The organism is Lacrimispora sp. (assembly GCF_047605665.1).
Classification (GTDB): domain Bacteria; phylum Bacillota; class Clostridia; order Lachnospirales; family Lachnospiraceae; genus Lacrimispora.
In genome coordinates, this window is sequence record NZ_JASGFH010000001.1 from 101,557 (window position 1) to 126,334 (window position 24,778).

The following is a 24,778-nucleotide window of genomic DNA, read 5'->3' on the forward strand; positions in this document are numbered from 1 at the left end:
ATATGTGTGCATTTGCCGGTTTTTACAATCCTTTTCAGGATTACCAGAAAGATAATGCCCGTTATGAAGCCATATTAAAACAGATGTGCGAGGTCCAAAAACACCGGGGACCTGACAACTCCGGTGTCTGGCTCTTTGAACAGGGCGGCCTATGCCATGCCCGGCTTTCCATCATTGACTTGACAACAGGCGGCCAGCCCATGAAAAAGGCTGATGCCGGATATACCTTTGGAATCACCTACAACGGAGAGATTTACAATACGAGAGAGCTTCGCCTGGATCTGGAGAAACAGGGCCACACCTTTTCCACCACCAGCGATACAGAAGTGATCCTGACCGGATACATGGAATACGGCCCCGACTTTGTCAAACAGTTAAACGGCATCTTCGCCTTTGCCATCGCCGATCCGGTCAGAAAGCGGCTCTGCCTGTTTCGGGACCGCTCCGGGGTAAAGCCCCTCTTTTATACCATCAGAGGAGACGAAATCGTATTCTCCTCAGAATTAAAAGGCCTTTTTGCTTATCCCGGCATTGAACCGGTTCTGGATAAGAAGGGCTTAAACGAGATATTTTCCATAGGCCCGGCCCGCACCAGCGGATGCGGGGTATTTAAAGGGATCAGCGAGCTGTTCCCCGGCCATATGCTCCTTTGCTCCAGGGATGGCTTTCACCTTCAATGCTATTGGAAGCTGGAAAGCAAGGTCCATGAAGACAGCTATGAGGAAACCGTTGAAAAGACCTCCTTCCTGGTCCAGGATTCCATCAGGCGCCAGATGGTTTCCGACGTTCCCATCTGTACTCTTTTATCGGGAGGAGTGGATTCCAGCCTGGTTTCCGCAGTCTGTGCCGCAGAATTAAAGAAACAGGGCAGACAGCTCACCACCTTTTCCTTTGACTTTGTCAACAATGACAAATACTTTAAAGCCAGCGCCTTTCAGCCCTCCAGAGACCGGCCTTTTGTGGAGCAGATGGTAAAATACCTGGATTCTGACCATCACTTTTTAGAGTGCGACAACGTGACCCAGGCTGACCGCCTCTATGACTCTGTAAAGGCCCATGACCTGCCTGCCATGGGAGATATTGACTCCTCCCTGCTCCACTTCTGTTCTCTCGTCAAACAGCACAACAAGGTGACATTAACAGGAGAGTGCGCCGATGAAATCTTTGGCGGATATCCGTGGTTTCACAAGGAAGAATGCTTTAAAACCGCTGCTTTCCCCTGGACCATGGACTTAAAGCCCCGGAAGATGCTTTTAAAAGACGATTTTCTGGATTATCTGGGGATGGATGAATACGTGCAGGAAGCTTACCAAAAATCCCTGGCTGAGACTCCCATCCTGTTAGAGGATAGCCCTGTGGAAGCCAGAAGGAGGGAAATCGCCTTCTTAAACCTGCGCTGGTTCATGCAGACACTGTTAAACCGTATGGACCGCAGCAGCATGTATTCCGGCCTGGAAGCGCGGGTTCCTTTTGCAGACCACCGGATTATTGAATACGTCTGGAACGTGCCCTGGGATATGAAAACCAGGGATGGCGTGGTGAAAAACCTTCTTCGCCAGGCTGGAAAGGGCCTTCTCCCTGACGAAATCCTCTTCCGCAAAAAATCTCCTTACCCCAAAACGTATGACACCAATTACGAGGCCCTGTTAGTCAGCCGTGTCCGGGATATGGCGGCGGGGAGCTCTTCCCCTGTTATGGAATTTCTGGATAAGGAGAAGCTGGAAGGATTTTTAGCCAGCCCCTCAGATTACGGAAAACCCTGGTACGGTCAGCTTATGGCCGGACCCCAGATGCTGGCCTATATCCTTCAGATCAATTACTGGCTGGAAACGTATCATATTTCCATTGAATAAAAAAACAAGTGCGGGGATTGAAAGCAATCTGCCGCACTTGTTTTTATTCTGCTTTTCTTATGCTGTTTCCATCTGCTCCAGGATTTTGCCCATCTCAGACGTATCTCCGATGAGGATGGCTCCGGCCAGCCTGCCGTCCTGGTAATAATAAGCCTTGTATGTCTTTTGGGTCTCGTCCTTTTCGACAGACACCTCATATGACTTTTCAGGGTCTTTTCCCGCATCTCCCACTGCAAAAAGGGAGGTGTCCATACCGTGAAAGGTGAGGGCTGCAAGCACGGTTTTATAGGATACCCGCTCTCCCGTAGCATTGGCTCCGGCGGCCTTTCCCATCTCCAGGGCCTGAGGCCAGATCGCGTAGTTGATTCCTTCGTATTCGGCGCAGTCCCCGCAGGCGTAAATTCCCGGTACAGTTGTCTCCATATGCTCATTTACCACAACAGCCCGTCCAGTGCTGGCTCCGGCTTCCTGGGCGAGGGAACAATTGGCCCTGACTCCTGCCGATATGACCACTAAGTCCGCCGGGAGGACTTCTCCGCCCTCCAGACGCACCCCTGTCACACGGTCATCTCCTTCGATCTCCTGTGTGTCCGCCTGGAATCTCACTTCAATTCCCTTTTCCAGAATCAGGGACTTTAAAAACTCTCCGGCTTCCCGATCAAGCTGGCGGCCCATGAGCTGTTTTCCATGCTCTAAGACCGTTACGGACAGCCCTGCCTTTTTCAGTTCCCAGGCCGCTTCCAGACCCAGGACTCCCCCTCCGATGACCACAGCCCTTTCAGACCTTGGAAGAAGGGAATTGATTTTTTCTATATCAGAAAGACGCCTGATGGCAATGACCTCTCCCTTTTCATGGCCCGGTATGGGAGGGATGAAGCATTCAGAACCAAGGGCGTAAATGCACTTATCGTATTTGAGGCGGATTCCGTCATGAAAAATGACCTCTTTCTCCTTTGTATCGATCCGTTCTGCCTGTTTTCCCGTAAGATTTAAAATCCTTCTCTCCTCGTACCACTCCGGTTCATGGAGAAGCAGTTCCTCTCTCTCATCCTTTCCCATGACCGCCTTGGTCAGCATGGGCCTTGAATAAGGCAGAACATCCTCCTTTGTCACCATGACGATGGAACACGTATCATTTCTCTCTCTGACCGCCTCTGCCGCACTGACGCCGGCTGCTCCGTTTCCAAGTATAATATAGATCTCTTCGGTGTCCTTGCGAAACTTCTTTTCCTTCTCCTCATGGGGAGTGAAATATTCCGGACCTACCCCGCATACCGGACAAACTGGTTCCCCCTCTTCAAATATTGCACCGCACACCAGGCATTTGACCAGCTTGTTTTTGTCCTCTGCCACGTAAATTCCCCCTTTTCCCATTTGTTTTTTCTTAAAAATGATTTTATTTCCTGTAACATCATATCACAAATCTTTAATATTTTGAATTCTTTCTGTTAATATTTTGTAATCATAGAAAGAAAACCGTAAGGCTGAAAAACCCATTTTTTATGATAAAATAGTAAATGTAATACCTGACTGAAACGAGGACTTGAAATGAAAAAGTACAGCATTGGAGAAGTATCAGACCGGATCGGCTTAAGCCGGGATACCCTCCGGTTTTACGAAAAAAAAGGAATCATACATCCAAAAAAAGAGAAAAACGGCTACCGCACCTATACATATGAGGATATTTTAAAACTGTTAAAAATCAGGTTTTACCGCAGGCTTGATTTCAGCATTGAGGATATTGAGCAGATTCTTTACAAAAGCTCTATCTCCTCCCACCGGACCATGGTCCGGGAAAAGATAAAAGAAGAAAAGCAGATGGCGGAAAAACACCGGCAGGCCCTTCTTCATCTGAACGAGCTGCAAAAACTGTATCAGGATGTGGAGCAGTCCTTAAACTGCTTTGGCTTACGTCCCCTTCCTCTTTCCTATGTGATGACGGACAGCAGCCTGATCAATGAGCTGGAAATCTCTGACTTATGCTGCCCTTACCGGGAATACCGGCTGTCAAAAGACAGCGCAGAGCAGACAGGAGAATATTTTCTCTTTTCAGAGGACAAGGCTGCCGCCATGAAGATCAAACAAAAGCTCAGCGGCTCGCCCACCGTTTATCATGAAAAATGCGCTTACACCATCCTGGAATTAAAGTCCCCTGTTCCCGGCACACCGGAGCTTTTAAAGGCAGCAGAGTGGGCAAAGAGCCAGGGCCATTCCCTCCTTGGCAGCGCTTACAGCGGCTCTCTCTTAAGCTGTGCCGCTGATGATGAAAAAGGGGAATCCCTTCATTACATAGAACTGTACCTGCCTGTCAAGGTTTAAAAAGTGCAGAAGGCGTTTGACCCTGCACTTTTTAAGCCTTCTATTTATGATGTTGTCTCATCTTTCTGTTTTTTTACTGGCTTGAAGTTCCCGGTAAACAGATAGGGAACTAAAACCGTAGCCACATTTCTATGCTTCCTCAGTCTCTGCATGATGAAGTGGGTTGTCTGGTTATGAAGAAAGTTTGCAAACCAGATCTTCTCCATAAAACGGGTCATGACCACAGTGATCATCTCACCGGGCTGAAGATTTGCTTCCTTCTCGTCTATATATTCCTCCACCGGCTGAATCAATTCCCGGTAAGGAGACATGATGATCTGCAGCGGGATATCAACTCCTGTTTCTTTCCATTCCTTTAAAATCCTCTCCCCCTGAGCCTCATCTGTACATATATGAAGGGCTACTACATTAGAAGTAATCAAATTGGCGTAATTTAAGGCTTTCAGCACAGAACGGTTGATTCCGCCCACCAAAACAACACAGAGGTTGGTATCATCGCTGACACTTTTGTGGTAATGCTCCGTAAAATCCTCCACCTTGAGCTGATCACCTACAAACTGGTAATGCCGTTCGGTCCGGTGCATTAAATAGACAATGACCGGAATGACGATTGCCAGCACCCAGGAGCCCTGGGCAAATCTGGTCACAAAAACGATGACCGTTCCGGTTCCTGTCATGAGAGCGCCCAGACCGTTTATCATCATCTTATGGCGGTATCCCCTGCCTTTAATCCGAATCCATCTCGCCACCATTCCTCCCTGGGACAGGGTGAAGGAAAGGAACACTCCAACTGCGTAAAGAGGGATGAGATAATGGGTTTCTGCGTTGAAGATGATCAAAAGCAGCGCTGTCAAAAAGAAGATAAACAAAATCCCGTTGGAAAAGCTGAGTCTCGTTCCCCTGTGCATGAACTGGCGGGGCACCATCCCGTCTTCCGCCAGAATCGCCAGAAGCGTCGGCAGGCCGTTATAGGCTGTATTGGCAGCCAGCAGCAAAATAAGGGAGGTCGCAAACTGCAGGACATAAAACATGGGGCCGGACCCGAACACTGCCAGGCCAAGCTGGGAAATGACCGTCTTTCCTTCCAGCGGAATGATTCCCAGGGATGTGACCAGCAAGACAGCGCCGCCAAAGATGACCACAATGATTCCCACCAGGATGAACAGCACTTTCTTGGCATTCTTCTGGGATGGCTCCCTAAAGCTTGGAACCGCATTGCTGACCACCTCCACGCCGGTCAAGGCAGAACAGCCTGAGGAAAAGGCTTTCAGGAGGAGAAACAGAGATACGATTCCCGTCCCTTCTGATGCGATTCCGGCTATGCCAGAGTAAGAAACCGGGGCCAGATTTCCGGTCATGAGCTTTGCAAAGCCAATGACGATCAACAGCACCATGATCACGATGAATCCGTAAGTGGGCACTCCAAACAGCTTGGAAGACTCCCTCATTCCCCTGAGGTTTAAAAAGGTGATGATGCATAAAAAAACCAGCGCAAACATCAGCCGGTATTCCTTAAAATCCGGAAATGCGGATACCAAAGCTGCCGTTGCCGCCGATAAGCTGACCGCTACAGTCATGACATAGCCGATGATCAGGGCTGATGCCGCCACCATAGAAGCACCTCTTCCGATATTTTCCGCTGATACCATGTAGGCGCCGCCGCCGTTTGGGTAACTTGAAATGATCTGTGAATAGGAAAATGCCAAAACGAAAAACAGCAGTATGATGGGTGATGTGACAAACCCAAGGTAATTCACCGAAGACAGTCCCAGAACCGGGACCAGCACCAGCAGCATTTCTTCAATGGCATATGCCACTGAGGAAACTGCATCGCTGGCCATAATGGGAACGCCCCAGAAAGGTCCCAGCTTCTCTCCTTCCAGATCAACGCTTTTCAGCGTATTTCCAAGCAATATATTTTTTATTTTTTTCTTTGAACTCATGTTCGTATCCTCTCCGGTATATTCTTCTATCTGATTTTAGTATTCCTGGATAATCCAAAATATATAAAGTATTTTCACCGCTTTTCATGAATATGTTGGACATGTGATGAATATAGGCTTAATTTTATCTTCTGTCAAGCAGATTTTTTTAATATTGCGCATTATAAAACACCCTGACAGCCGCATGCAGACCATTGGTCCGGCAATACGCTGTCAGGGTGCTTAGTCCGTATCATGATTAAAAATTATTTAAAATAATTCACTCCTGATTCAAATATCTTCATATCCTGTTCACCGTATGCATTCATGGCAACATGCCGGCCTTTTCGCTCCGAATGAGCCATCTTCCCGAAAATCCTGCCGTCAGGGCTTGTAATCCCTTCGATAGCCAGACAGGAGCCGTTGGGATTCCAGGGTTCCTCCATGGTGGGGCGGCCCTTATCATCCACATATTGGGTTGCCACCTGACCGTTTAAAACCAGCTTTCTGAGCCATTCCTCATTGGCGGAAAAACGCCCTTCCCCATGGGAAACCGGGTTGCAGTAGACAGCTCCCAATTGAGCCTCCAAAAGCCATGGGGACCGGTTGCTGACCACCTTTGTATAAACCATTCTGGAAACGTGGCGGCCTATGGTGTTCACAGCCAGGGCAGGGGAATCTTCCTTCTGCTGCCTGATTCTTCCTTCCGTCACCAGTCCCAGCTTTATGAGAGCCTGAAAACCGTTGCAGATTCCAAGCATCAATCCATCCCTTTCATGGAGCAGCTTTTCAATCTCTTCCTTGACCGCCTCACTGCGAAACAGAGCTGCAAAGAACTTGGCAGAGCCATCCGGCTCATCTCCGGCTGAAAAACCTCCCGGAAACATGACGATCTGGGCTCTGGAGATTTCTTTGCAGTAAGCGCTGACCGATTCCCTGATATCTCCGGGGCTTAAGTTTTTAAATACCCTTGTCACCGGATCAGCCCCGGCCTCCTCAAAAGCCTTTACGCTGTCATACTCACAGTTTGTGCCGGGAAGGACGGGAATGAACACCCTGGGCTTTACCACCTTATTCCTGCACACATAGATATCCTCTGCCCGGTAAACGGCTTCCTCCGCAAGCGTCTTTTGATCCCCCGCCTCAGTCGGAAAAACGTCTTCTAAAGTCCCGGACCATGCCTTAAGAGCGTCGTCCATGGAAATGGACACATTTCCATATTCGAATACTTGTCTGTCAGTCACCTGCCCGATGATGCGGTAGGAAACTGCCAGCTCGCCCACCTTTCCGTCAGGCACCTCACACACAATATCTCCCCAGCCTGCTCCGAAGAAATCCCTCGCATCCACATTGTGCTCAATTCTCACGCCAATTTTATTGCCAAAGGCCATTTTGCTGACAGCTTCGCACATGCCGCCGCCTTCCACCGCATAAGCAGAGATAATCCGTCCTGCCAGAATATCCTCATGCAGCTTTTCGTAGCCCTCCATGGCCTGGGCATATGCCGGTAAGTCGTAGGAATCCCGTTTCATGGAAAATACAGCGATTTTACTTCCCGCCCGCTTAAATTCCGGTGTGATGACGTGACCTGCCTCTCCCACATCCACAGCAAAGGAAACGAGAGTAGGAGGCACATCCATATCCTGAAACGTGCCGGACATGCTGTCCTTTCCTCCGATGGCAGGAAGGCCAAATCCCATCTGGACGCTATATGCTCCAAGAAGGGCTGCAAAAGGCTGTCCCCAGCGAACCGGGTCTTCCGCCATTCTCTTAAAGTACTCCTGGAAGGTGAAGCGGATTTTTCTGTAATCTCCGCCTGCTGCCACGATCTTCGCCACAGAAGCCACCGTCCCATAGACCGCACCGTGATAAGGGCTCCAGCTTGATAAATACGGATCAAAACCATAGCTCATCATGGTGACGGTATCAGACTCTCCCTTTAGCAGGGGAAGCTTTGCCACCATGGTCTGAGCCGGAGTAAGCTGATATCTCCCTCCAAAGGGCATGAGCACACTTCCTGCCCCGATAGAACCGTCAAACATCTCTCCTAAACCTCTCTGAGAGCATACATTCAAGTCAGAAAGCAGGGACAGCCAGGCTTCCCTCACATCCGGAATCTCTTTTTTTATAAAAGCGCTTCCAGCCTGTTTCGGGACCTCCACCACAACAGATGCCTCCTGATGTGCCCCATTGGTATCCAGAAATGCCCTGCTGATATCCACAATGGTCTTTCCCCGCCATTTCATGACCAGTCTGGGCTCTGACCGCACCTCTGCCACCGGAACTGCCTCTAGGTTCTCCTGCGCCGCATAGGCAAGAAACTGCTCTGCATCAGAACGGCTGACCACAACAGCCATGCGCTCCTGGGATTCGGAAATGGCAATTTCCGTGCCGTCAAGCCCTGCATACTTTTTCGGAACCTTGTCCAGATCGATTTCCAGACCGTCAGCCAGCTCTCCGATGGCAACGGACACGCCGCCTGCCCCGAAATCGTTGCATTTCTTTATGAGTCTGCTGACCTCTTCCCTGCGGAATAAACGCTGAATCTTCCGTTCCACAGGCGGGTTTCCCTTCTGGACCTCGGCCCCGCAGGTCTCAATGGAGGCTTCCGTATGAACCTTGGAGGAGCCGGTAGCTCCGCCGCAGCCATCCCGTCCGGTCCGCCCTCCAAGCAAAATTATGATGTCCCCAGGGTCCCCGGTTTCCCGGATGACATTCTTTCGGGGTGCCGCACCGATGACAGCTCCGATCTCCATTCTCTTGGCCACGTATCCGGGGTGGTAAATCTCTCTTACGAGTCCGGTTGCCAGACCGATCTGGTTTCCGTAGGAGCTGTAACCTCTTGCAGCCCCTGTTACGATCTTTCTCTGAGGCAGCTTCCCCTTTAAGGTTTCACTCAAAGGCACCCCAGGGTCTGCCGCTCCCGTCACCCGCATGGCCTGATAAACGTAGGTCCGCCCGGAAAGAGGGTCCCGGATAGCTCCGCCAAGGCAGGTAGCAGCGCCGCCAAAGGGTTCTATTTCTGTGGGATGGTTGTGGGTTTCATTTTTGAAGTTCACAAGCCATTCCTCTTCCTCTCCATCCCTCACCACAGGCACAACAATGCTGCAGGCATTGATTTCCTCAGAAACCTCCAAATCCTCCAGCTTTCCCTCCTTGCGCAGCTTTTTCATTGCCAGAAGGGCTAAGTCCATCAGGCAGATAAACTTCCCGTCGCTGTCCCTTCCCAGCTCCTCCCGGTGCGCAAGATATTGGCGGTAGGTGTCCTCCATGGGCGGGTTGTAATCTCCTTCCAGAAAGGTGATATCCTTTAATTCTGTCTGGAAAGTGGTATGGCGGCAATGATCGGACCAGTAAGTATCCAGCACCCGGATTTCCGTCATGGATGGATCGCGCTGTTCCTGGTTTTTATAATAATTGCGTATGTGAAGAAAATCCTGAAAAGTCATAGCAAGATGGAGAGAATGGTACAATTCCTTCAGCTCCTCTTCGGGAAAATCCTGAAAGCCATGAAGAACAGCCACATCAGCCGAAGTTTCAAATACAGCAGAAAGAGTATCCGGTTTTTCCTCAGACGCTTCCCTGGAATCCACCGGATTGATGCAGAAGCCTTTGATATCGGAAATCTGGCTTAAGGTAAGGGCTCCTGAAATCACATAAGTGACTGCGGACCGGATGACAGGCTCCTCATCTTCCTTTAACAGCTTGATGCACTGTTCGGCGGAATCCGCCCTCTGGTCAAACTGACCGGGAAGATATTCCACGGAAAATACAAGGCTGCCTTCCTTTCCGGGAAAATCCTCTTCATAGACCGCATCCAAAGGCGGCTCAGAAAAGACAGAAGTAAGAGCCTGCCCATAGACTTCATCGGACAGGTTTTCCATGTCATAGCGGATCAGCACTCTCACACCGGCCAGGCCGTCAATTCCCAGACAGCCTTCTATTTCTTCTTTTAACTCTCCGGCCTTTACGGCATAAACCGCTTTTTTCTCCACATACACCCTTCTTACACTCATCATTTCCTCCTTATTCCCCAGGGGATCTTCTATTTGTAAAAAATCCTTTTTATTTGTCTTTCACCATCATACCACAAAGCATATCAATAAGAAAAATTAATATATCTTATGCTATTAATTATAACCATTAATATTTTAAGCACTTTCAGAACATCTTCCGGGTTTTTCCATAAAAAATAATTCCACAAAATTCCGCAAGTTTTTTATAAAAATCACTTGAAAGTTTTCCAGTTTTACAATATAGTAGTAAAGAATTTTTTACAAAAGGAGCAAGTCACTTTATGAATATCCAACAGCAGCTTCATGAATTGTCACAAAAATATTCATTCGAAAACGCCCAGTTTAAAATCGACGGGCAAACACCTGGCCTGGAGGTATCCCTGCAGCTTTTAGAGGATCACATCGAATTATTTCTCCAAAAAGCAGGGCAGATTAATTCCATCGTGGAATCCTGCGCCAACATGGTCACCATCTTCGACAGCTCCGTTTCTATGGAAGAGCTTATGAAGACCTCACTGCGATGCCAGGGAAACGATCACCTCTGCATCCGCACCGCTCCTTCCATGCTGAAAATCCTGGTAGAAACCCTGTTTGATTGAGCGCCATTACCTCTCCCTTTTACTCTGAAAGGTGAGAGGTATCATTATTTTCCGCCATCCGGAAATCCTCTGTCAGAGGATTGTAATGAATGGCTGTAATGCTGGCATTTCCGGGAATGACAGGTTCTTCTTCCTGATCCGGCACCATGCAGGAAACCAAATAAGCCACCGTAGCCCCATGGGTGACTACAGCAGCGTCTTCTCTTCCCCCTGTTACCCTTAAAATCTCATGAATGGCCCATTTACAGCGGCTTATGATCTCAGCCCTTGTTTCTCCGCCCGGAGGGGCAGCTATGGCGGGATTGATCTGCCAGTGGGCAAACTCTTGGGGATATGACTCCTGGATTTCCTCCCAGGTCAGGCCCTCCCACTTTCCAAATTCCACCTCTTTTAACTGAGGGAGCAGGGATATTTCCACCTCCTGCCTCCTGCTGATCTCCTTTGCCGTTTCAAAAGCACGGGATAAGGGGCTGGAAAATATCCTGGAAACGGGGCGGGAATCCATCCCTGCTGCCAACTGCCCGGCCTGTCTGCGTCCCGTGTCATTTAAAGGGATGTCATGCGTTCCCTGAATCTTTCCCTGTATGTTCCAGTCTGTCTGTCCGTGGCGTATCAGGTATATCTTCATCTTAATTCTCCTAATCTTCTCTGTTGTAATCGGCCTGCTCCTCATCCTCTAAAATCTCAAGACCTTCGATTCCGGACAAGGCTTCTATATCCGCATTTTCAGCGTTCATGCTCATGGCATCCATAGCCATCTTCATGATACCCTTAATTTCTTCCACTGTCATCTTCATCTTTTCCGCCAGCTCTTCCACTGTGGCCTCCCGCCCCAGCTCTCCTGCAAGGGCCTGGGATACGGTCTGGAGCACGTTGACTCTGGCAGTCAGCTCTTCTCCGGTTCTGTCTGCCGATTCCTCTTCCTCCACTGCAAAAATAAGGGCCTGACGGATTTTTTCTTCTGTAAAACGGTCAAATTCCGCTGCCTCTGCGGGCCCGTCATACTCCTCCACTGCCATGAGAAGAGCCATATTAGCCTCCTGAACCAGGTCCGTCAAAAGCACGCCCTTATCCTGATACTCTCTGGCATATTCCAGGGAAGTCTTTAGCAGCCCTTCCACAAGCCTTTTTTTCGCTTCTTTGCTTCCTTTTACCGCCTCTTTCAGCAAAACCGCCTTTTCCTCTCCAGTGCAGGGAACGATCCCTTCCATCTCTTCCAGATACATCTGGTAAAAATCATCATGCATACCTTTTCTCCTTCTCTTTTTACGTCCTGTTTCCTGTGCACGTTACTATACCCTACCCCAGGAAATTTGTCAAATTCCTTTGCAAATCAATTAATTTCGTGATAAAATAACTCTAATTTATAAGAAAATTTAATGATACTATGGAGAACAAATCATGGATATTAATTATGAACTATACAAGGTTTTCTATCATGTAGCAGCTACCTTGAGCTTTTCAGAAGCCTCCAAGCAGCTTTTCATCTCCCAGTCAGCGGTCAGCCAGTCCGTCAAGGTCCTGGAAAAAAAATTAAACCAGACCCTGTTCATCCGAAGCACCAAAAAGGTCCAGCTCACACCGGAAGGAGAAATTCTGCTAAAGCACATTGAACCTGCCATCAATCTGATTCAAAAGGGAGAGAACCAGCTTTTAGAAGCCAACACCTTAAACGGGGGACAGCTCCGCATCGGGGCCAGCGACACCATCTGCCGCTACTATCTGGTTCCCTATTTAAACCAGTTCCACAAAGCCTATCCCAACGTCCACATCAAGGTCACCAACCAGACCTCCATAAAATGCGCCCAGCTTTTAGAAAACGGTCAGGTGGATTTTATCATTACCAATTACCCCAATTCCGGCCTGCAAAGCTCCCAGAACATCCGGGTCATCAATGAATTTTCCGATGTGTTTGTCGCCAACGAAGAGTATTTTCCTTTAAAAGACCAGATTGTCAGCCTTCAAAAGCTTCAGACCTACCCCATTCTCATGCTGGAGCGGAAAAGCACCACCAGCGAGTTCCTTCATCATATGTTCCAAAAGGAGCAGCTTGACCTGGTGCCTGAAATCGAACTGAGCAGCAATGACCTCCTGATTGATCTGGCCCGCATCGGCTTAGGAATCGCATTTGTTCCGGACTTTTGCATTCCGGGGGATGACAGAGATTTATTCCAGGTAAAGCTGTCGGAAAAACTGCCCACCCGCCAGATGGTTGTAGCTTATAATGAAAATATTCCCGTTTCCCAGGCTTCCCGGCAGTTCATGGATATGCTGTAGCTCCATGAACGCCGGGTTACCGGCCTTCTTCTGACCGGCCTTCCCAGAATTCCCGGACCACTTCTTCTGCATTCTTTAACTTCACCTGATAATATTCATCCCATTCCCTCGGAAAGAGAGCCTGATAATCCGGCTTTAAGAACCTTTCATCCAAAAGAGCGATGATTCCTTCATCCCGGACTGTGCGGATGACCCTTCCTGCTGCCTGCATGACCTTGTTCATTCCGGGATATTGGTAAGCATAGTCAAAGCCCTTCTGCCCCTTGTCATCAAAGTATCCCTTCAGTATTTCCTGTTCTGTACAGACCATGGGAAGCCCTGTTCCCACGATAATGGCACCGATGAGCCGCCCTTCCTTTAAATCAATTCCTTCCGAAAACACCCCGCCCATGACACAAAGAGCTGCAAAAGAATCCTCCCGTTCCTCAGAAAATTCCTTTAAAAACTCCTCCCTCTCCTGCTCGCTCATATGGGAAGCCTGGGACAGAAAGTTAAATTCCAGCTTCTCCGTCCTCTCCAGCAGGGCTTCCACTTCCTTTAAATACTGATAGGATGGCAGAAATACCATGTAATTTCCTTTATGAGCGGATACGATTGCCCGGATATAAGATACCACCTTCTGATATTCCCGGCCATTTCTTCTGGTGTAGCGGCTGCTCACATCAGAAGCCACCATGAGAAGCCTCTTTTTCCCGTCAAAGGGGGACTGGGCATAAACCGCGTATTCCTCCTGATCTCCGCTTAAGAGCTCCTTGTAATACCGGACCGGAAGTAATGTAGCGGAAAAAAAGACCGTGCCATTTCCCTTGTCCAGACACTCCCTTAGATTTTTAGACGGATTGACACAGAACATCCGGAGCATAAAACGGCCGTCAGATAAAAGCTCCGTATAAATCCTATAATTTTCATCCAGACGGTCGTAAATATTAATGAAATCTCTCAGGCTGAAATAGAAATCCAGGACCAGGTCCCGATCCTGAAATTCTTCATGAATTTCCATGAACTTTTCCATTTCCCCAAAGAGAGTCATGATTCCGGTCATAAAAAAACGGATATCCTCCAAAAGCTGAAAGCTCTCACATTCCCGTTTCATGGACAGAAGCTCCTTATTGCACCGGTCCAGCAGCTTGGAAAGCTTCTGGTCCATGGGAGTTACCAGCTTTTTAATAAGAAGAAAGTCCTCTTTATATATAGCTGCGCTGTACATCTCCCTGGCTCTGGGCACCAGATTATGAGCCTCATCCACCAGGAAAAGATAGTCCCCGGAAATCCCTTCGGAAAAATACCGTTTCAGCCTGATGTTGGGATCAAACACATAATTGTAATCGCAGATAATGGCATCCACCCAGTTGCTGATATCCAGGCAGAATTCAAAGGGGCACACCTGGTATTGCTCTGCATAGCGCAGAACCGTTTCCCTGGTAATGCTCCGTTCGTTATGAATGATGTCATAGACCCCATCACCCACCCGGTCAAAGTGGCCTTTGGCATAGGGGCAGGCATCGGGATTGCACTCCGGCTTTTCCAGAAAGCACAGTTTTTCCTTGGCCGTTATGGTGACGGAATTGAGATACAGTCCATGCTCCCTTAAAATATCAAAGGCTTCCTCCGCAACTCCTCTGGTTATGGTCTTTGCAGTCAGATAAAACAGCTTGTCCCCAAAGCCTTCTCCAATTGCCCGAACAGCGGGATAAATGGTGGACAGGGTCTTTCCGATGCCGGTGGGAGCCTGGATAAACAGATTTCTCTTTCTGGCAATGCTGCGGTACACTGCCACCACCAGCTCCTTTTGCCCTTTTCGGTAAGGATAGGGAAAGGAAAGCTCCCTGATGGACTCATCCCTGCGCAGCCCGTGGTGGTATAAATATCTTGCCCACTTAATATACTCATGAATCAGCCCCTGAAACCAGGTTTCCAGCTCCTCAAAGGACTTCTCCACCTGAAAGCGGCAGATTTCCTCTGTCTCAATGTTACAGTAGGTCATCTGTATCACGGCCCCATTTAGCTGGTGGTCAAAGCAGTAAAAATATCCGTAGCACATAGCCTGGGCCAGATGTACGGCAACAGGCTCTTTTAAATAGGATAAATCCATGTAAATGCCCTTGATTTCATCAATGGTGACTCCCTCCGGCCTTTCTATGATTCCATCGGCCCGCCCCTCTACCAGAATCTGAAACCGTTCTTCCTCCACCTTACCCCCCAGGGGGTCCTCTCTTTGCCCTATGGGCAAATTCACCTTATGCTTTAAAGGCACCTCAGCCCTATAATCGGCTCCCATACGCCGCTGAATCTTCCGGTGAATGCGGCTTCCTTCCTGCATGGCTGTCTTCTCAGCTCCCTTTGTCCGCCGGTTATCCAGATCGCCGGAACGCAGCACAAATTCAACCAGATTTCTGACCGATATTTTCAGAACCTTTTTTTCCTCGTTCTCCACTCCGGCTTCTCCTTTTCACACTTTTTCCCTAACTTCAGCCTGCAAATAAAAAAAGGAAACTGCAGGCCATCCGGCGTACAATTCCCTTTTTCTTCTGCGCTGCTTTTATGCTGCTGAATACTTGCTTGGAGCCTTTGCTCTCAGCAATTCCTCAAATTCTGCATTCTCTCCGCTGAATTCAACGGTCAGAATCTTGGTTAAATCCAGGCTCAATACTCCTAATATAGACTTTGCATCAATGGTTACTCTATTGTAAAACACGTCTATTTCAAAATTACATTTAGAAGCAACAGCAACGAACTCTTTCGCATCAGCAACGGTTGGCAGCATAATTTTAAATTCTTTCATGGTCAAACTCCTTTTTTAATGATCAAATTAAAAAGTCATTATACTTATATCATCTTTGACATCATTTGTCAAATTATGCTTCTGACCGAATTATATTGCTGATTTTGTGCAGAACATGTTATTTCCACCCGACTTATGCCCGGTGGATAAGCATATTTTTGCCGGGAGCAGTTTTATTTAGGGAATCATTCTCAATTATTCTTTTGGTTCTAATTCAATTTCACGATTTTATCCCGCTATTTTTATAGAAAACGCCAAAGCTACGGGTATGCAGCCCCAAAAACTCATATATTACATCTATTATATCATAAACATGTGTTCGATAACAACCAAATAAGTTTTTTATTTTTTTCAAAAAACTGTTGCAATTTAAAACCTTATATGCTATACTTTCTAGGTGCTCAGATGAGGACAAATATTATTGCACCATAGGGGAATAGTTCAATGGTAGAGCAACGGTCTCCAAAACCGTAAATGGGGGTTCGAGCCCCTCTTCCCCTGGTCATATCAAGCAAGGCAAGTAAAAGCAATCACACTGGAAAATTTCCTGTGCGATTGCTTTTTTCTCATTGTCAGCAAATGATATTTAATCAGCTTCCGTACAGCCAAATAACGCTTATGATCTTTCCCTTCCCCAAACTTCCTCCAACGATATATCAAAATCTTTTCTCCACGGCAAATGTATATCCTTTATTTTAGGATTTTCATACAGCCAGCGCACCTTTCCGTCAACAAGCTTCATCCTCTCTCCCACAACACTGACACTTTCCAAGTTCTCCAAAGGCTTTAGAAAATTCACGTCATTCAAAATTCCGCAGCTGCACATATATAGAGTTTTTAAATTGGACAATTTCCCAATCATCTCCCAATCTTCCACCCTTTTACAGCAGTCAAAAGAAAGCCTGCTGATATTCTGACATTCCTGAATCGAAGCAATGCTTTCCATTTTAGGTACATGACTAAAGCTTAATCTCTCTAAATTTTTCAAATCACTTAACCCGTCAATGCTTTTCACACTTGTCTGCCGTATCCATAACTTTTTAAGCAGAAACAATTTACGGATGTTTTCTGCTCCGTAAGCATCCATTTTGAATATCTCAAGCTCCCTGATACTTGTACACTCAAAAATGCTTGAAAATGCCTTTCCGTACCATACGGTCAATTCTTCCAGTTTGGACAGTTTTGCAAAATCATATGGCTTTTTAAGCTTACATTCCACCCTTAACCATTTTAAGTTGGGCGTAAAATCCAAAAAATCTAATGTTTCAAGTATTTGGAAGTGATACAGGTCTAACCACAACACCCGATGCCCTACTTCTTTTAAAACCTCACCCGCTAAGCGGCAGTGTTGTTCGATGTATTCAATGCTCCAATTTTCAGGAGCCAAAATCCCCGTAAACGCCAGACCATTTATATCATACTCACCAATAAGGCATATCTGTTTGCCAATATCACCGTCCAAATTCACGGCAAAGCTGCGTATTTCCACATCAAAAGCATCTTTCCTGGAATACCAATAACCATCTCCAATACTATATTGGGTAACTTCACGGGTAGTTTTAAAATCTGACAATGTCTGCCCTCCTGCAAAATATAAAAACTATGCGCCGTACAATATTTCATAATAGCTTCACAAAGGCGTGAGCAATTAATCTCACGCCTTAAACAGTTCTTTCTCATATATTACTCAAATCAATTTAAATTCTTAGGCTTTCTCGCCACATCAATGATGGTTCCATCCCGGTACTCAATCACTGCCACTATCTTATCATCAAATTCAATATCAGCAGGTTTTCCCACAATCTTATACGCTGCATCACGAAGCTCTTCAATTGTCTTTAGAGGCAGATTTGTCTTACTCAAAGACTCAATCAAATCCTTCCTCGCCGGATTGACAGCAATGCCGTAATCAGTGACCACAATATCAATGCTCTCACCTGGAGTCGTAATCGAAGTGACCTTATCACGAATGGTAGCAATCCTGCTTCTCACCAGAGGAGTCACGATGATGGCTACTTTAGAACCCGCGGCAGTATCCACGTGCCCTCCCGGTGCGCCCTGGAGCAGTCCGTTGGAGCCTTGAATGACATTGACATTGAAATCCACATCAATTTCCAAAGCTCCCAGGATGACGTAATCAAGCTGGTTAACAAAAGCTCCCTTGTTAAAAGGATTGGCATACTGGGATACAGTGATTTCAAAATGGTTGGGGTCCGTGTGTACGGACTGAACGGATGCCACATCAAAGGCCTGGTCATTGAGAAGCTTTCCGATATAGCCCTCCTTCATCAAGTCAATCATAGGCTCCGTAATTCCGCCCATGGCCCAGCCCATTTTAATATTCTTTTCATCCATATACTTTTTCAAAAATCTGGTAACAGCCAGAGATGCCCCTCCGCCGCCTGTCTGGAACGTAAATCCGTCTTTGAAATATTCCGTATTCGCCATGCACTCGGCTGCATATTGAGCGATCATCAGCTCGCGGGTATCCTGGGTCAGCCTTAAGATTCCTGTGGCAATCTTACTCTGTTCTCCCACCTTGTCAACAACAAGCACTGCATCCACATGGATTCCCGGTATGCTCGCCGGAAAGTTGGGTGCAGGCAGAAGGGTGTCTGTAATCACCACCACATAATCCGCGTACTGGGCGTCCACTGTCGCATAGGATAAAACTCCGCAGTCCGATTTTCCGCCTTTTCCGCTGGCATTTCCATAGATGTCGCTTGTGGAAGCTCCGATAAATGCCACATTGATATGGACCTCTCCTGTCTCAATGGCCCTCACCCTGCCGCCGTGGCTTCTGATGTATGCCGGAGTCTTAAGCTTTCCCTTTGATACGGTTTCACCGATCTCATCCCGGATTCCGCTCGTGGAAAGCCCTGTTACCGTTCCATCTTCAATGCATTTCACAAGAGAGCTCTGAGCAGCTCCCACGCTGGAAGCGCAGACGTATAAATCTTTGATTCCCTTTTTCTGAATCACATCCATAACCATGTTGCAGACGAAGTCTCCGTTGCGGAAATGGTGATGAAAGGAAATAGTCATCCCATCCGTAAGCCCGCTCTTTTCAATGACCTCCTCCATGGAAGAGAGAACCTTGCTGCCGCTTGGCGTCACATGGGCCTTGACCGTTGGCGCATCCTTTTTAAATTCATAATTGTCCCGGTAATTCTGCCCCTGGAAAACTTCTTTTCCATTTAACAGCTCCTCAGGAATTTCTCTGCCTAATATATTCTTCATGCCAGATCCCCCTTATAAACTCCGGATGCCTTGCCTAACTGGAGAATTCTCTGAGCGCCCTCCACAAAGGCAATATCCACCATCTGTCCGTCAACCAAAAATACACCTACACCCTGCTCTCCGCTTTCCTTTACCGCCTCTATAATATGGGCCGCATGCTGCATTTCCTTTTCCGTAGGTGCAAATACATCGTGAATCAGGGAAATCTGTTTGGGGCTGATAGCCGATTTGCCATCGTAGCCCATGTCCCGGATCAGTTCCGTTTCTCTGATAAATCCTTCCATATCATTTAAATCCGTATGAACCGTATCAAAGCACATGATTCCTGCTGCCCTGGCCGCCATGACGATATGGGAGCGGGCTGCAAAGAGCTCATCTCCCCTGGAAGTGCGGCGGGCATGAAGGGTTCTCGTATAATCTCCGGCGCTCAAAGCAACGCCCATGAGCCGCTCACTGCTTTTGCATATTTCATAGGCATTCATGACAGCAAAAGGAGATTCCAGGGCTGCCATCAGCATGGTGGAGCCTTCCTCCATGCCAAATTCCTTTTCAGCGGCAGCAACAAGCTCTTCTATATATTTCACATCTGCGGCTGTCTCCGTCTTCGGGATTCTGATGCCGTCGCAGCCTCCGGCCACGGCTGCCCGGATATCTTCTTTGTGATAAGGGGTATCAAGGGCATTGATCCTCACCCAGCGTTCCACGCCGTAATAATCATGATACTTTAATGTGTTGTAAAGCTGCACCCTAGCGGAATCCTTTTCCCGTTCTGCCACCGCATCCTCTAAATCAAAAATAACGCAGTCCGGCTTGTAAACGTAGGCATCCTTTACCAGAGAAGCCCTTTGGGCATTTAAAAATAACATGGTTCTTCTTATTCTATTTTTCATATTCTCGTACCCCATGGAATGTTTTCTGTTAATTCACAGGCCCGGAAAATGGCAGTTTCCACTCTGGAACGCAAGGTGCAGTCGAGAGCACCCTTGTCCACTACCACAATCTTTGCATGTTCCACCTCCAGAGAATCCAGAACCTCCCTGATGGATTCCCGTATCTGGGCTCCGTACTGTTCCATCACACTGCTTTCCAGGCTTATGTCGATGCCCTGGTCGTATGGTTCCACGCTTACATGGGCATCGCTGGATTCATATGTCCCGGCAATGGCACTCTTTTTCAGAATCATGTTAAAATCCCCTTTCACATTTGGTTTTCTTATACGAATCCACATCTATTCTCTGATTATATCACTTCCCCATGGCTTAATCAATATCCGTGGCAGCCAATTCCTATCCGATCACCCTTGCGATAGCCTCCCTCACATTGCCGACTCCGATCAACCGTATGCCCTCTGTTTTTCCCATTTTTTCCAGAGAAATTTCCGGCAGGACGCAGGTCTCAAATCCCAGCTTTTTGGCCTCATTGACCCTCTGCTGAGCCATGGATACTGCCCTCACCTCGCCTGACAAGCCTATCTCTCCAAAAATAATGGTCTTGGAATCCACTGCCCTGTCCTTCATGCTGGATACAATCGCCATGGCAATCGCCAGGTCCAGAGCAGGCTCATTCATCCGCAGGCCTCCTGTAATATTCACATAAGCGTCGAAATGGGACAGATCATAATGACACCGCTTCTCCAAAACAGCCATCAAAAGATTGACCCTGTTGTAATCCGTTCCTGCGGCAGTCCGCCTGGGCATTCCAAAGGCAGTCGGTGTGATCAGGGCCTGAACCTCCAAAAGCATGGGCCTTGTGCCCTCCATGGAGCAGGCCACTACAGCTCCGGAAGCCCCCTCCGGCCTTCCGCTTAACATATATTCCGAAGGATTTTTCACTTCGGAAAGTCCGCTTTCCACCATTTCAAAGACACCGATTTCATTGGTGGAGCCAAAACGGTTTTTCACTCCCCGTATGATCCGGTAAGCCGCACTCCGCTCCCCTTCAAAATACAAAACCGTATCCACCATATGCTCCAGCACCCTGGGGCCTGCTACCACCCCTTCCTTGGTCACATGGCCTACGATAAAAACAGCGATTCCCGATCCTTTGGCGATCTGAAGGAGGATTCCGGTGGATTCCCTCACCTGGCTGACGCTTCCCGGAGCAGAAGAAATCTCCTCCCGGAACATGGTCTGGATGGAATCGATGATGACCACATCCGGCTTTTCCTCTTCAATGGCCCGCTCAATCAGCTCCAAACTGGTTTCGCAGAGAAATAAAAGCTCTCCCGTCACCTCTCCGATCCGGTTTGCACGAAGCTTGATCTGCTTTAAGGATTCCTCTCCTGATATGTAGAGCACCTTTTGTCCGCTGGCAGCCAGATTGCGGCACACCTGCAAAAGCAGGGTGGATTTTCCGATGCCGGGATCTCCTCCTACCAGAACTAAAGAGCCTTTTACAACGCCTCCTCCTAAAACCCTGTCCAGCTCCTCGTATCCCGTTTTCATCCGGTCCTGCTCGTCCAGCTTGATTTCCGAAAGCCTGGAGGGCTTTATTTTCAGGGAATTTCCCGGACTCCCGCTGCTGCTTCCGATCCCTCTTCTGGCTCCGGTCTCCTTTTTGCCCACCGGCTCCTCCACAAGAGTATTCCACTCCTTACAGGCCAGGCACTGGCCCATCCATTTTGGAGACTCGTACCCGCACTCCTTGCAGAAAAATGCGGTTGTCCTCGCCTTTGCCATATAGATTTCCTCCTTATATTAAAAAATAACGCTTTGCGGACAAAAAGCCGGGTCTGTACTCCTATAAAAGAGCCAGACCCAGCTTTTTGCTTCATTATCTTTTTCTTATTTTTACTGCTACCGGCATTCCTTCATTCAATTCCACGCTGACGGACAGTTTTCCGCTCATGTTGGTTCTCATGCTTCCTACAGCCGATTCATCCACATATACTTCATATAAAGTATCCTCAGCCAGCTGAATGGTCAGCTGGGCATCCTTGTCGCTTTCCACTTTAAAATCCACTCCGTCATTGGAAACGGCAAAGTTTTCAACAGAAGTCCCCGGCACGGATTCGTATACGAACATTCCGTTACGCTCCAGCTTTGTTATCTCATAAAATGTTTTGACTTTATACAAATCGCCCTTGTGCTCAAAATCCTGTAATTTTGACTTTGTTCCTAATTTGTAATTACCAAAACTGATGGTTCCGTCTTCTTCTGTGCGGATTAATTCTTCAATCACCGGCATCGGTTTGCCCTCCTAGTATTTTGTTTACTTATCCCTTAATAAAATTCAGTTTATACCTGGCGCATAGAAAAATGCGTTGGTGTATAGTCATTATACACGAATCGACAGGAAATGGCTAGCTATTTTGCCAGCTCCTTGACAGAAAATTTAAGCCCGTCTTCTGCTGCCGTTACCACCACTTCATCTCCATTTTTCACTGTTCCGCTTAAAATCTCTTCAGCCAGCTTATCCTCCAGACTGTTTTGAATAGTACGTCTTAATGGCCTTGCGCCGTACTTTTCATCATAGCCTTTGTTGATGAGGAATTCCTTGGCATCTTCTTCGATTTCCAGAGTGATGTTCATCTGATCTGAAGTTCTCTTCATGATATCTTTCACCATAATGGTCACAATGTCTTTCATATGAACCTTGTTCAGCGGATGGAATACGATGATCTCGTCAATACGGTTAATGAATTCCGGTTTAAACAGGCGCTTCACCTCTTCCATGACCCGGTCCTTCATGATCTTGTAATCCGCCTTTTCATCTGCCACTGCGCCAAAGCCAAGGCGCTTGGGTGATATGATGTTCTGGGCTCCTGCATTGGAAGTCATGATGATGATGGTATTTTTAAAATCGATCTTTCTTCCCTGAGCATCCGTAATATGTCCGTCATCGAGAACCTGCAGCAGGATATTGAACACATCGGGGTGGGCCTTTTCAATCTCGTCAAAAAGGATTACAGAATAAGGATTTCTCCTGACCTTTTCGCTTAACTGGCCTCCCTCGTCATAACCTACGTATCCCGGCGGGGAACCGATGATTTTGGAAACGCTGTGCTTTTCCATGTATTCCGACATATCCACCCGGATCAGGGCATTTTCCGTGCCGAACATGGACTCGGAAAGGGCCTTGGAAAGCTCTGTCTTTCCCACGCCTGTAGGCCCTAAGAACAGGAAGGAGCCGATGGGGCGCTTGGGGTCCTTTAAACCGACCCGGCCTCTTCGTATGGCCTTAGCCACGGCAGTGACCGCTTCCTCCTGGCCGATGACCCTCTCGTGAAGAATGTTTTCCAGATTACGAAGCCTCTCGCTCTCTCCCTCTTCCAGCTTCTTCACCGGAATCTTGGTCCAGGCTGAGATCACATCCGCAATTTCTCCCTCATCCACCACCAGGGTTTTTGAAGTTTTATCCTTCTGCCATTTTTCGCGTATCTTGACGATCTTTTCCCGCTTCTTTTCCTGTTTCTTTTTGATCAGCCCGGCTTTTTCATATGCTTCCGCCTTGATGGCAGCTTCTTTCTGATCCTCCATCTGCTCGATCTCTGCCTCCAGCTCCTTGATTTCCGCCGGCTCCACAAATGCGGTCAGACGGACTTTGGAAGAGGCTTCGTCGATGACATCAATGGCCTTATCCGGAAGGAAACGGTCATTGATATACCGGGCGGCCAGCTTTACGGCTGCCTTTAAGGCATCGTCTGTGATGGTCACCTTATGATGATCCTCGTATCTGCCCTTTAAGCCCCTTAAGATGCCGATGGCAGCCTCTTCAGAAGGCTCCTCAACGGTGACAGGCTGGAAGCGCCTCTCCAGGGCAGAATCTTTTTCAATGTACTTGCGGTACTCTTCAATGGTGGTAGCGCCGATCAACTGCAGCTCTCCTCTTGCAAGGGAGGGCTTTAAGATATTTGAAGCGTCAATGGCTCCCTCCGCTCCTCCTGCGCCGATGATGGTATGAATCTCATCGATGAACAGCAGGACTTCTCCGTCCTGGATCACCTCGGCAATCACCTTTTTGATACGCTCTTCAAATTCTCCCCTGTACTTGGAACCGGCCACCATGCCGGATAAATCCAGGGTCAAAAGCCTTTTATCTGCAATGGTTTCCGGCACATCCCCATCCGTGATCATCTGGGCCAAGCCCTCTACCACTGCGGTTTTTCCCACTCCCGGCTCTCCGATGAGACAGGGGTTATTTTTTGTTCTCCTGCTTAAAATCTGAATCAGACGCTCAATCTCCGGCCCTCTTCCGATCACCGGGTCCAGCTTTCCCTGGGCAGCAAGCTGGGTCAAATCCCTGCTATAGCTGTCAAGGGTAGGGGTGCTTCCCTTTGCCTTGGGAGACTTTATAATCTCCTCTTTATTGGCAGGTGCATCTTCGCCCATGGCTGAAAGCACGTCGATGTAAAGCTTTTGTATGCTGACTCCTATGGTGTTTAACAGCCTGGAAGCCACACAGTCATTGTCCTTGATAATGGAAACCAGCAAATGCTCGGTGCCGATTAAATTGGCTTTAAAACGGACAGCTTCCCGGTAGCTGTTTTCCAGAACTCTTCTGGCTCCCGGTGTGTAGCCTCCGTCTTCGAAAAGTCTGACAGGCTGGTCCGGGGCGATGAGCTGGCTGATCAGGCTCAACACCTTTTCTTCCTTTACTCCGTTTTCTTCTAAAACCCTGGCTGCTACTCCGGTGCCTTCTTCCAGCAATCCGATGAGCAGATGCTCTGTGCCGATATAGCTGTGTCCCAGACGCTCCGCTGCTTTTACAGCCAGATTGACAGCCGTTCTGGCCTTTGTAGTAAATCGATCTATCATAAATAAAATCCTCC

18 protein-coding genes and 1 tRNA gene are annotated in these 24,778 nt (G+C 47.9%); 5 read left to right on the plus strand and 14 right to left on the minus strand.

The window, feature by feature from the left end; all coding sequences use genetic code 11:
* The first annotated feature begins 2 nt into the window (after positions 1–2).
* Entirely contained in the window at positions 3–1,853 is a 1,851-nt protein-coding gene (gene asnB, locus QM657_RS00520; RefSeq protein WP_415064570.1) for an asparagine synthase (glutamine-hydrolyzing), read from the plus strand.
* Between the two features lie 57 nt (positions 1,854–1,910).
* Here asnB and QM657_RS00525 read toward each other — a convergent pair whose 3' ends face one another.
* On the minus strand, positions 1,911–3,206 hold the full coding sequence (locus QM657_RS00525; RefSeq protein ID WP_415064571.1) for an FAD-dependent oxidoreductase: 1,296 nt from the start codon (positions 3,204–3,206) through the stop codon (positions 1,911–1,913).
* 195 nt (positions 3,207–3,401) lie between these two features.
* Here QM657_RS00525 and QM657_RS00530 point away from each other — a divergent pair, with 195 nt between their 5' ends.
* Positions 3,402–4,172, plus strand: coding sequence for a MerR family transcriptional regulator (locus QM657_RS00530; protein ID WP_415064572.1), 771 nt, complete (start codon positions 3,402–3,404; stop codon positions 4,170–4,172).
* A gap of 44 nt (positions 4,173–4,216) precedes the next feature.
* On the opposite strand, the gene QM657_RS00535 is transcribed toward QM657_RS00530, so the two are convergent.
* On the minus strand, positions 4,217–6,115 hold the full coding sequence (locus tag QM657_RS00535) for an APC family permease (protein WP_415064573.1): 1,899 nt from the start codon (positions 6,113–6,115) through the stop codon (positions 4,217–4,219).
* A gap of 245 nt (positions 6,116–6,360) precedes the next feature.
* On the minus strand, positions 6,361–10,110 hold the full coding sequence (locus QM657_RS00540) for a phosphoribosylformylglycinamidine synthase (RefSeq protein WP_415064731.1): 3,750 nt from the start codon (positions 10,108–10,110) through the stop codon (positions 6,361–6,363).
* A 281-nt stretch (positions 10,111–10,391) separates the two neighbouring features.
* On the opposite strand from QM657_RS00540, the gene QM657_RS00545 reads away from it, so the two are divergent.
* Positions 10,392–10,709: a hypothetical protein gene (locus tag QM657_RS00545; RefSeq protein ID WP_415064574.1), complete on the plus strand. Its 318-nt coding sequence runs from the start codon at positions 10,392–10,394 to the stop codon at positions 10,707–10,709.
* 19 nt (positions 10,710–10,728) lie between these two features.
* Here QM657_RS00545 and QM657_RS00550 read toward each other — a convergent pair whose 3' ends face one another.
* Entirely contained in the window at positions 10,729–11,337 is a 609-nt protein-coding gene (locus QM657_RS00550) for a histidine phosphatase family protein (RefSeq protein ID WP_415064575.1), read from the minus strand.
* Positions 11,338–11,347: 10 nt separating this feature from the next.
* Positions 11,348–11,956: a sigma-70 domain-containing protein gene (locus QM657_RS00555; protein ID WP_415064576.1), complete on the minus strand. Its 609-nt coding sequence runs from the start codon at positions 11,954–11,956 to the stop codon at positions 11,348–11,350.
* Between the two features lie 154 nt (positions 11,957–12,110).
* Here QM657_RS00555 and QM657_RS00560 point away from each other — a divergent pair, with 154 nt between their 5' ends.
* Complete coding sequence (locus tag QM657_RS00560) at positions 12,111–12,986, plus strand: LysR family transcriptional regulator (protein WP_415064577.1); 876 nt, start codon at positions 12,111–12,113, stop codon at positions 12,984–12,986.
* Positions 12,987–13,002: 16 nt separating this feature from the next.
* Here QM657_RS00560 and QM657_RS00565 read toward each other — a convergent pair whose 3' ends face one another.
* Entirely contained in the window at positions 13,003–15,420 is a 2,418-nt protein-coding gene (locus tag QM657_RS00565; protein WP_415064578.1) for an ATP-dependent DNA helicase, read from the minus strand.
* Positions 15,421–15,525: 105 nt separating this feature from the next.
* Positions 15,526–15,768, minus strand: a complete 243-nt coding sequence (locus QM657_RS00570) for an HPr family phosphocarrier protein (protein WP_415064579.1) — start codon at positions 15,766–15,768, stop codon at positions 15,526–15,528.
* Positions 15,769–16,198: 430 nt separating this feature from the next.
* On the opposite strand from QM657_RS00570, the gene QM657_RS00575 reads away from it, so the two are divergent.
* Positions 16,199–16,269 (plus strand) — tRNA-Trp (locus QM657_RS00575).
* A 115-nt stretch (positions 16,270–16,384) separates the two neighbouring features.
* Here QM657_RS00575 and QM657_RS00580 read toward each other — a convergent pair.
* From QM657_RS00580 to QM657_RS00610, 7 genes are all read right to left on the minus strand, one after another.
* On the minus strand, positions 16,385–17,341 hold the full coding sequence (locus tag QM657_RS00580) for a hypothetical protein (protein ID WP_415064580.1): 957 nt from the start codon (positions 17,339–17,341) through the stop codon (positions 16,385–16,387).
* Positions 17,342–17,460: 119 nt separating this feature from the next.
* Complete coding sequence (citF, locus tag QM657_RS00585) at positions 17,461–19,008, minus strand: citrate lyase subunit alpha (RefSeq protein ID WP_415064581.1); 1,548 nt, start codon at positions 19,006–19,008, stop codon at positions 17,461–17,463.
* A complete protein-coding gene (locus QM657_RS00590; protein ID WP_415064582.1) occupies positions 19,005–19,898 on the minus strand; it encodes an aldolase/citrate lyase family protein in 894 nt (297 codons plus the stop codon). The genes citF and QM657_RS00590 overlap by 4 nt, the downstream gene beginning before the upstream one ends.
* Entirely contained in the window at positions 19,895–20,191 is a 297-nt protein-coding gene (gene citD, locus QM657_RS00595; RefSeq protein WP_415064583.1) for a citrate lyase acyl carrier protein, read from the minus strand. Before citD ends, QM657_RS00590 begins: the two co-directional genes overlap by 4 nt.
* A gap of 103 nt (positions 20,192–20,294) precedes the next feature.
* Positions 20,295–21,686, minus strand: coding sequence for a DNA repair protein RadA (gene radA / locus QM657_RS00600; protein WP_415064584.1), 1,392 nt, complete (start codon positions 21,684–21,686; stop codon positions 20,295–20,297).
* 94 nt (positions 21,687–21,780) lie between these two features.
* Positions 21,781–22,194, minus strand: a complete 414-nt coding sequence (locus QM657_RS00605; RefSeq protein WP_415064585.1) for an endosialidase — start codon at positions 22,192–22,194, stop codon at positions 21,781–21,783.
* A 119-nt stretch (positions 22,195–22,313) separates the two neighbouring features.
* Positions 22,314–24,764, minus strand: coding sequence for an ATP-dependent Clp protease ATP-binding subunit (locus QM657_RS00610; protein ID WP_415064586.1), 2,451 nt, complete (start codon positions 24,762–24,764; stop codon positions 22,314–22,316).
* Positions 24,765–24,778: the final 14 nt, after the last annotated feature.

Excerpts from the sequence above, each read along its gene's own strand:
- asnB (WP_415064570.1), top strand. The coding sequence starts at position 3 with ATGTGTGCATTTGCCGGTTTTTACAATCCTTTTCAGGATTACCAGAAA.
- QM657_RS00530 (WP_415064572.1), top strand. The coding sequence starts at position 3,402 with ATGAAAAAGTACAGCATTGGAGAAGTATCAGACCGGATCGGCTTAAGC.
- QM657_RS00535 (WP_415064573.1), bottom strand. The coding sequence starts at position 6,115 with ATGAGTTCAAAGAAAAAAATAAAAAATATATTGCTTGGAAATACGCTG.
- QM657_RS00540 (WP_415064731.1), bottom strand. The coding sequence starts at position 10,110 with ATGAGTGTAAGAAGGGTGTATGTGGAGAAAAAAGCGGTTTATGCCGTA.
- QM657_RS00545 (WP_415064574.1), top strand. The coding sequence starts at position 10,392 with ATGAATATCCAACAGCAGCTTCATGAATTGTCACAAAAATATTCATTC.
- QM657_RS00550 (WP_415064575.1), bottom strand. The coding sequence starts at position 11,337 with ATGAAGATATACCTGATACGCCACGGACAGACAGACTGGAACATACAG.
- QM657_RS00555 (WP_415064576.1), bottom strand. The coding sequence starts at position 11,956 with ATGCATGATGATTTTTACCAGATGTATCTGGAAGAGATGGAAGGGATC.
- QM657_RS00560 (WP_415064577.1), top strand. The coding sequence starts at position 12,111 with ATGGATATTAATTATGAACTATACAAGGTTTTCTATCATGTAGCAGCT.
- QM657_RS00570 (WP_415064579.1), bottom strand. The coding sequence starts at position 15,768 with ATGAAAGAATTTAAAATTATGCTGCCAACCGTTGCTGATGCGAAAGAG.
- citF (WP_415064581.1), bottom strand. The coding sequence starts at position 19,008 with ATGAAGAATATATTAGGCAGAGAAATTCCTGAGGAGCTGTTAAATGGA.
- QM657_RS00590 (WP_415064582.1), bottom strand. The coding sequence starts at position 19,898 with ATGAAAAATAGAATAAGAAGAACCATGTTATTTTTAAATGCCCAAAGG.
- citD (WP_415064583.1), bottom strand. The coding sequence starts at position 20,191 with ATGATTCTGAAAAAGAGTGCCATTGCCGGGACATATGAATCCAGCGAT.
- radA (WP_415064584.1), bottom strand. The coding sequence starts at position 21,686 with ATGGCAAAGGCGAGGACAACCGCATTTTTCTGCAAGGAGTGCGGGTAC.
- QM657_RS00605 (WP_415064585.1), bottom strand. The coding sequence starts at position 22,194 with ATGCCGGTGATTGAAGAATTAATCCGCACAGAAGAAGACGGAACCATC.
- QM657_RS00610 (WP_415064586.1), bottom strand. The coding sequence starts at position 24,764 with ATGATAGATCGATTTACTACAAAGGCCAGAACGGCTGTCAATCTGGCT.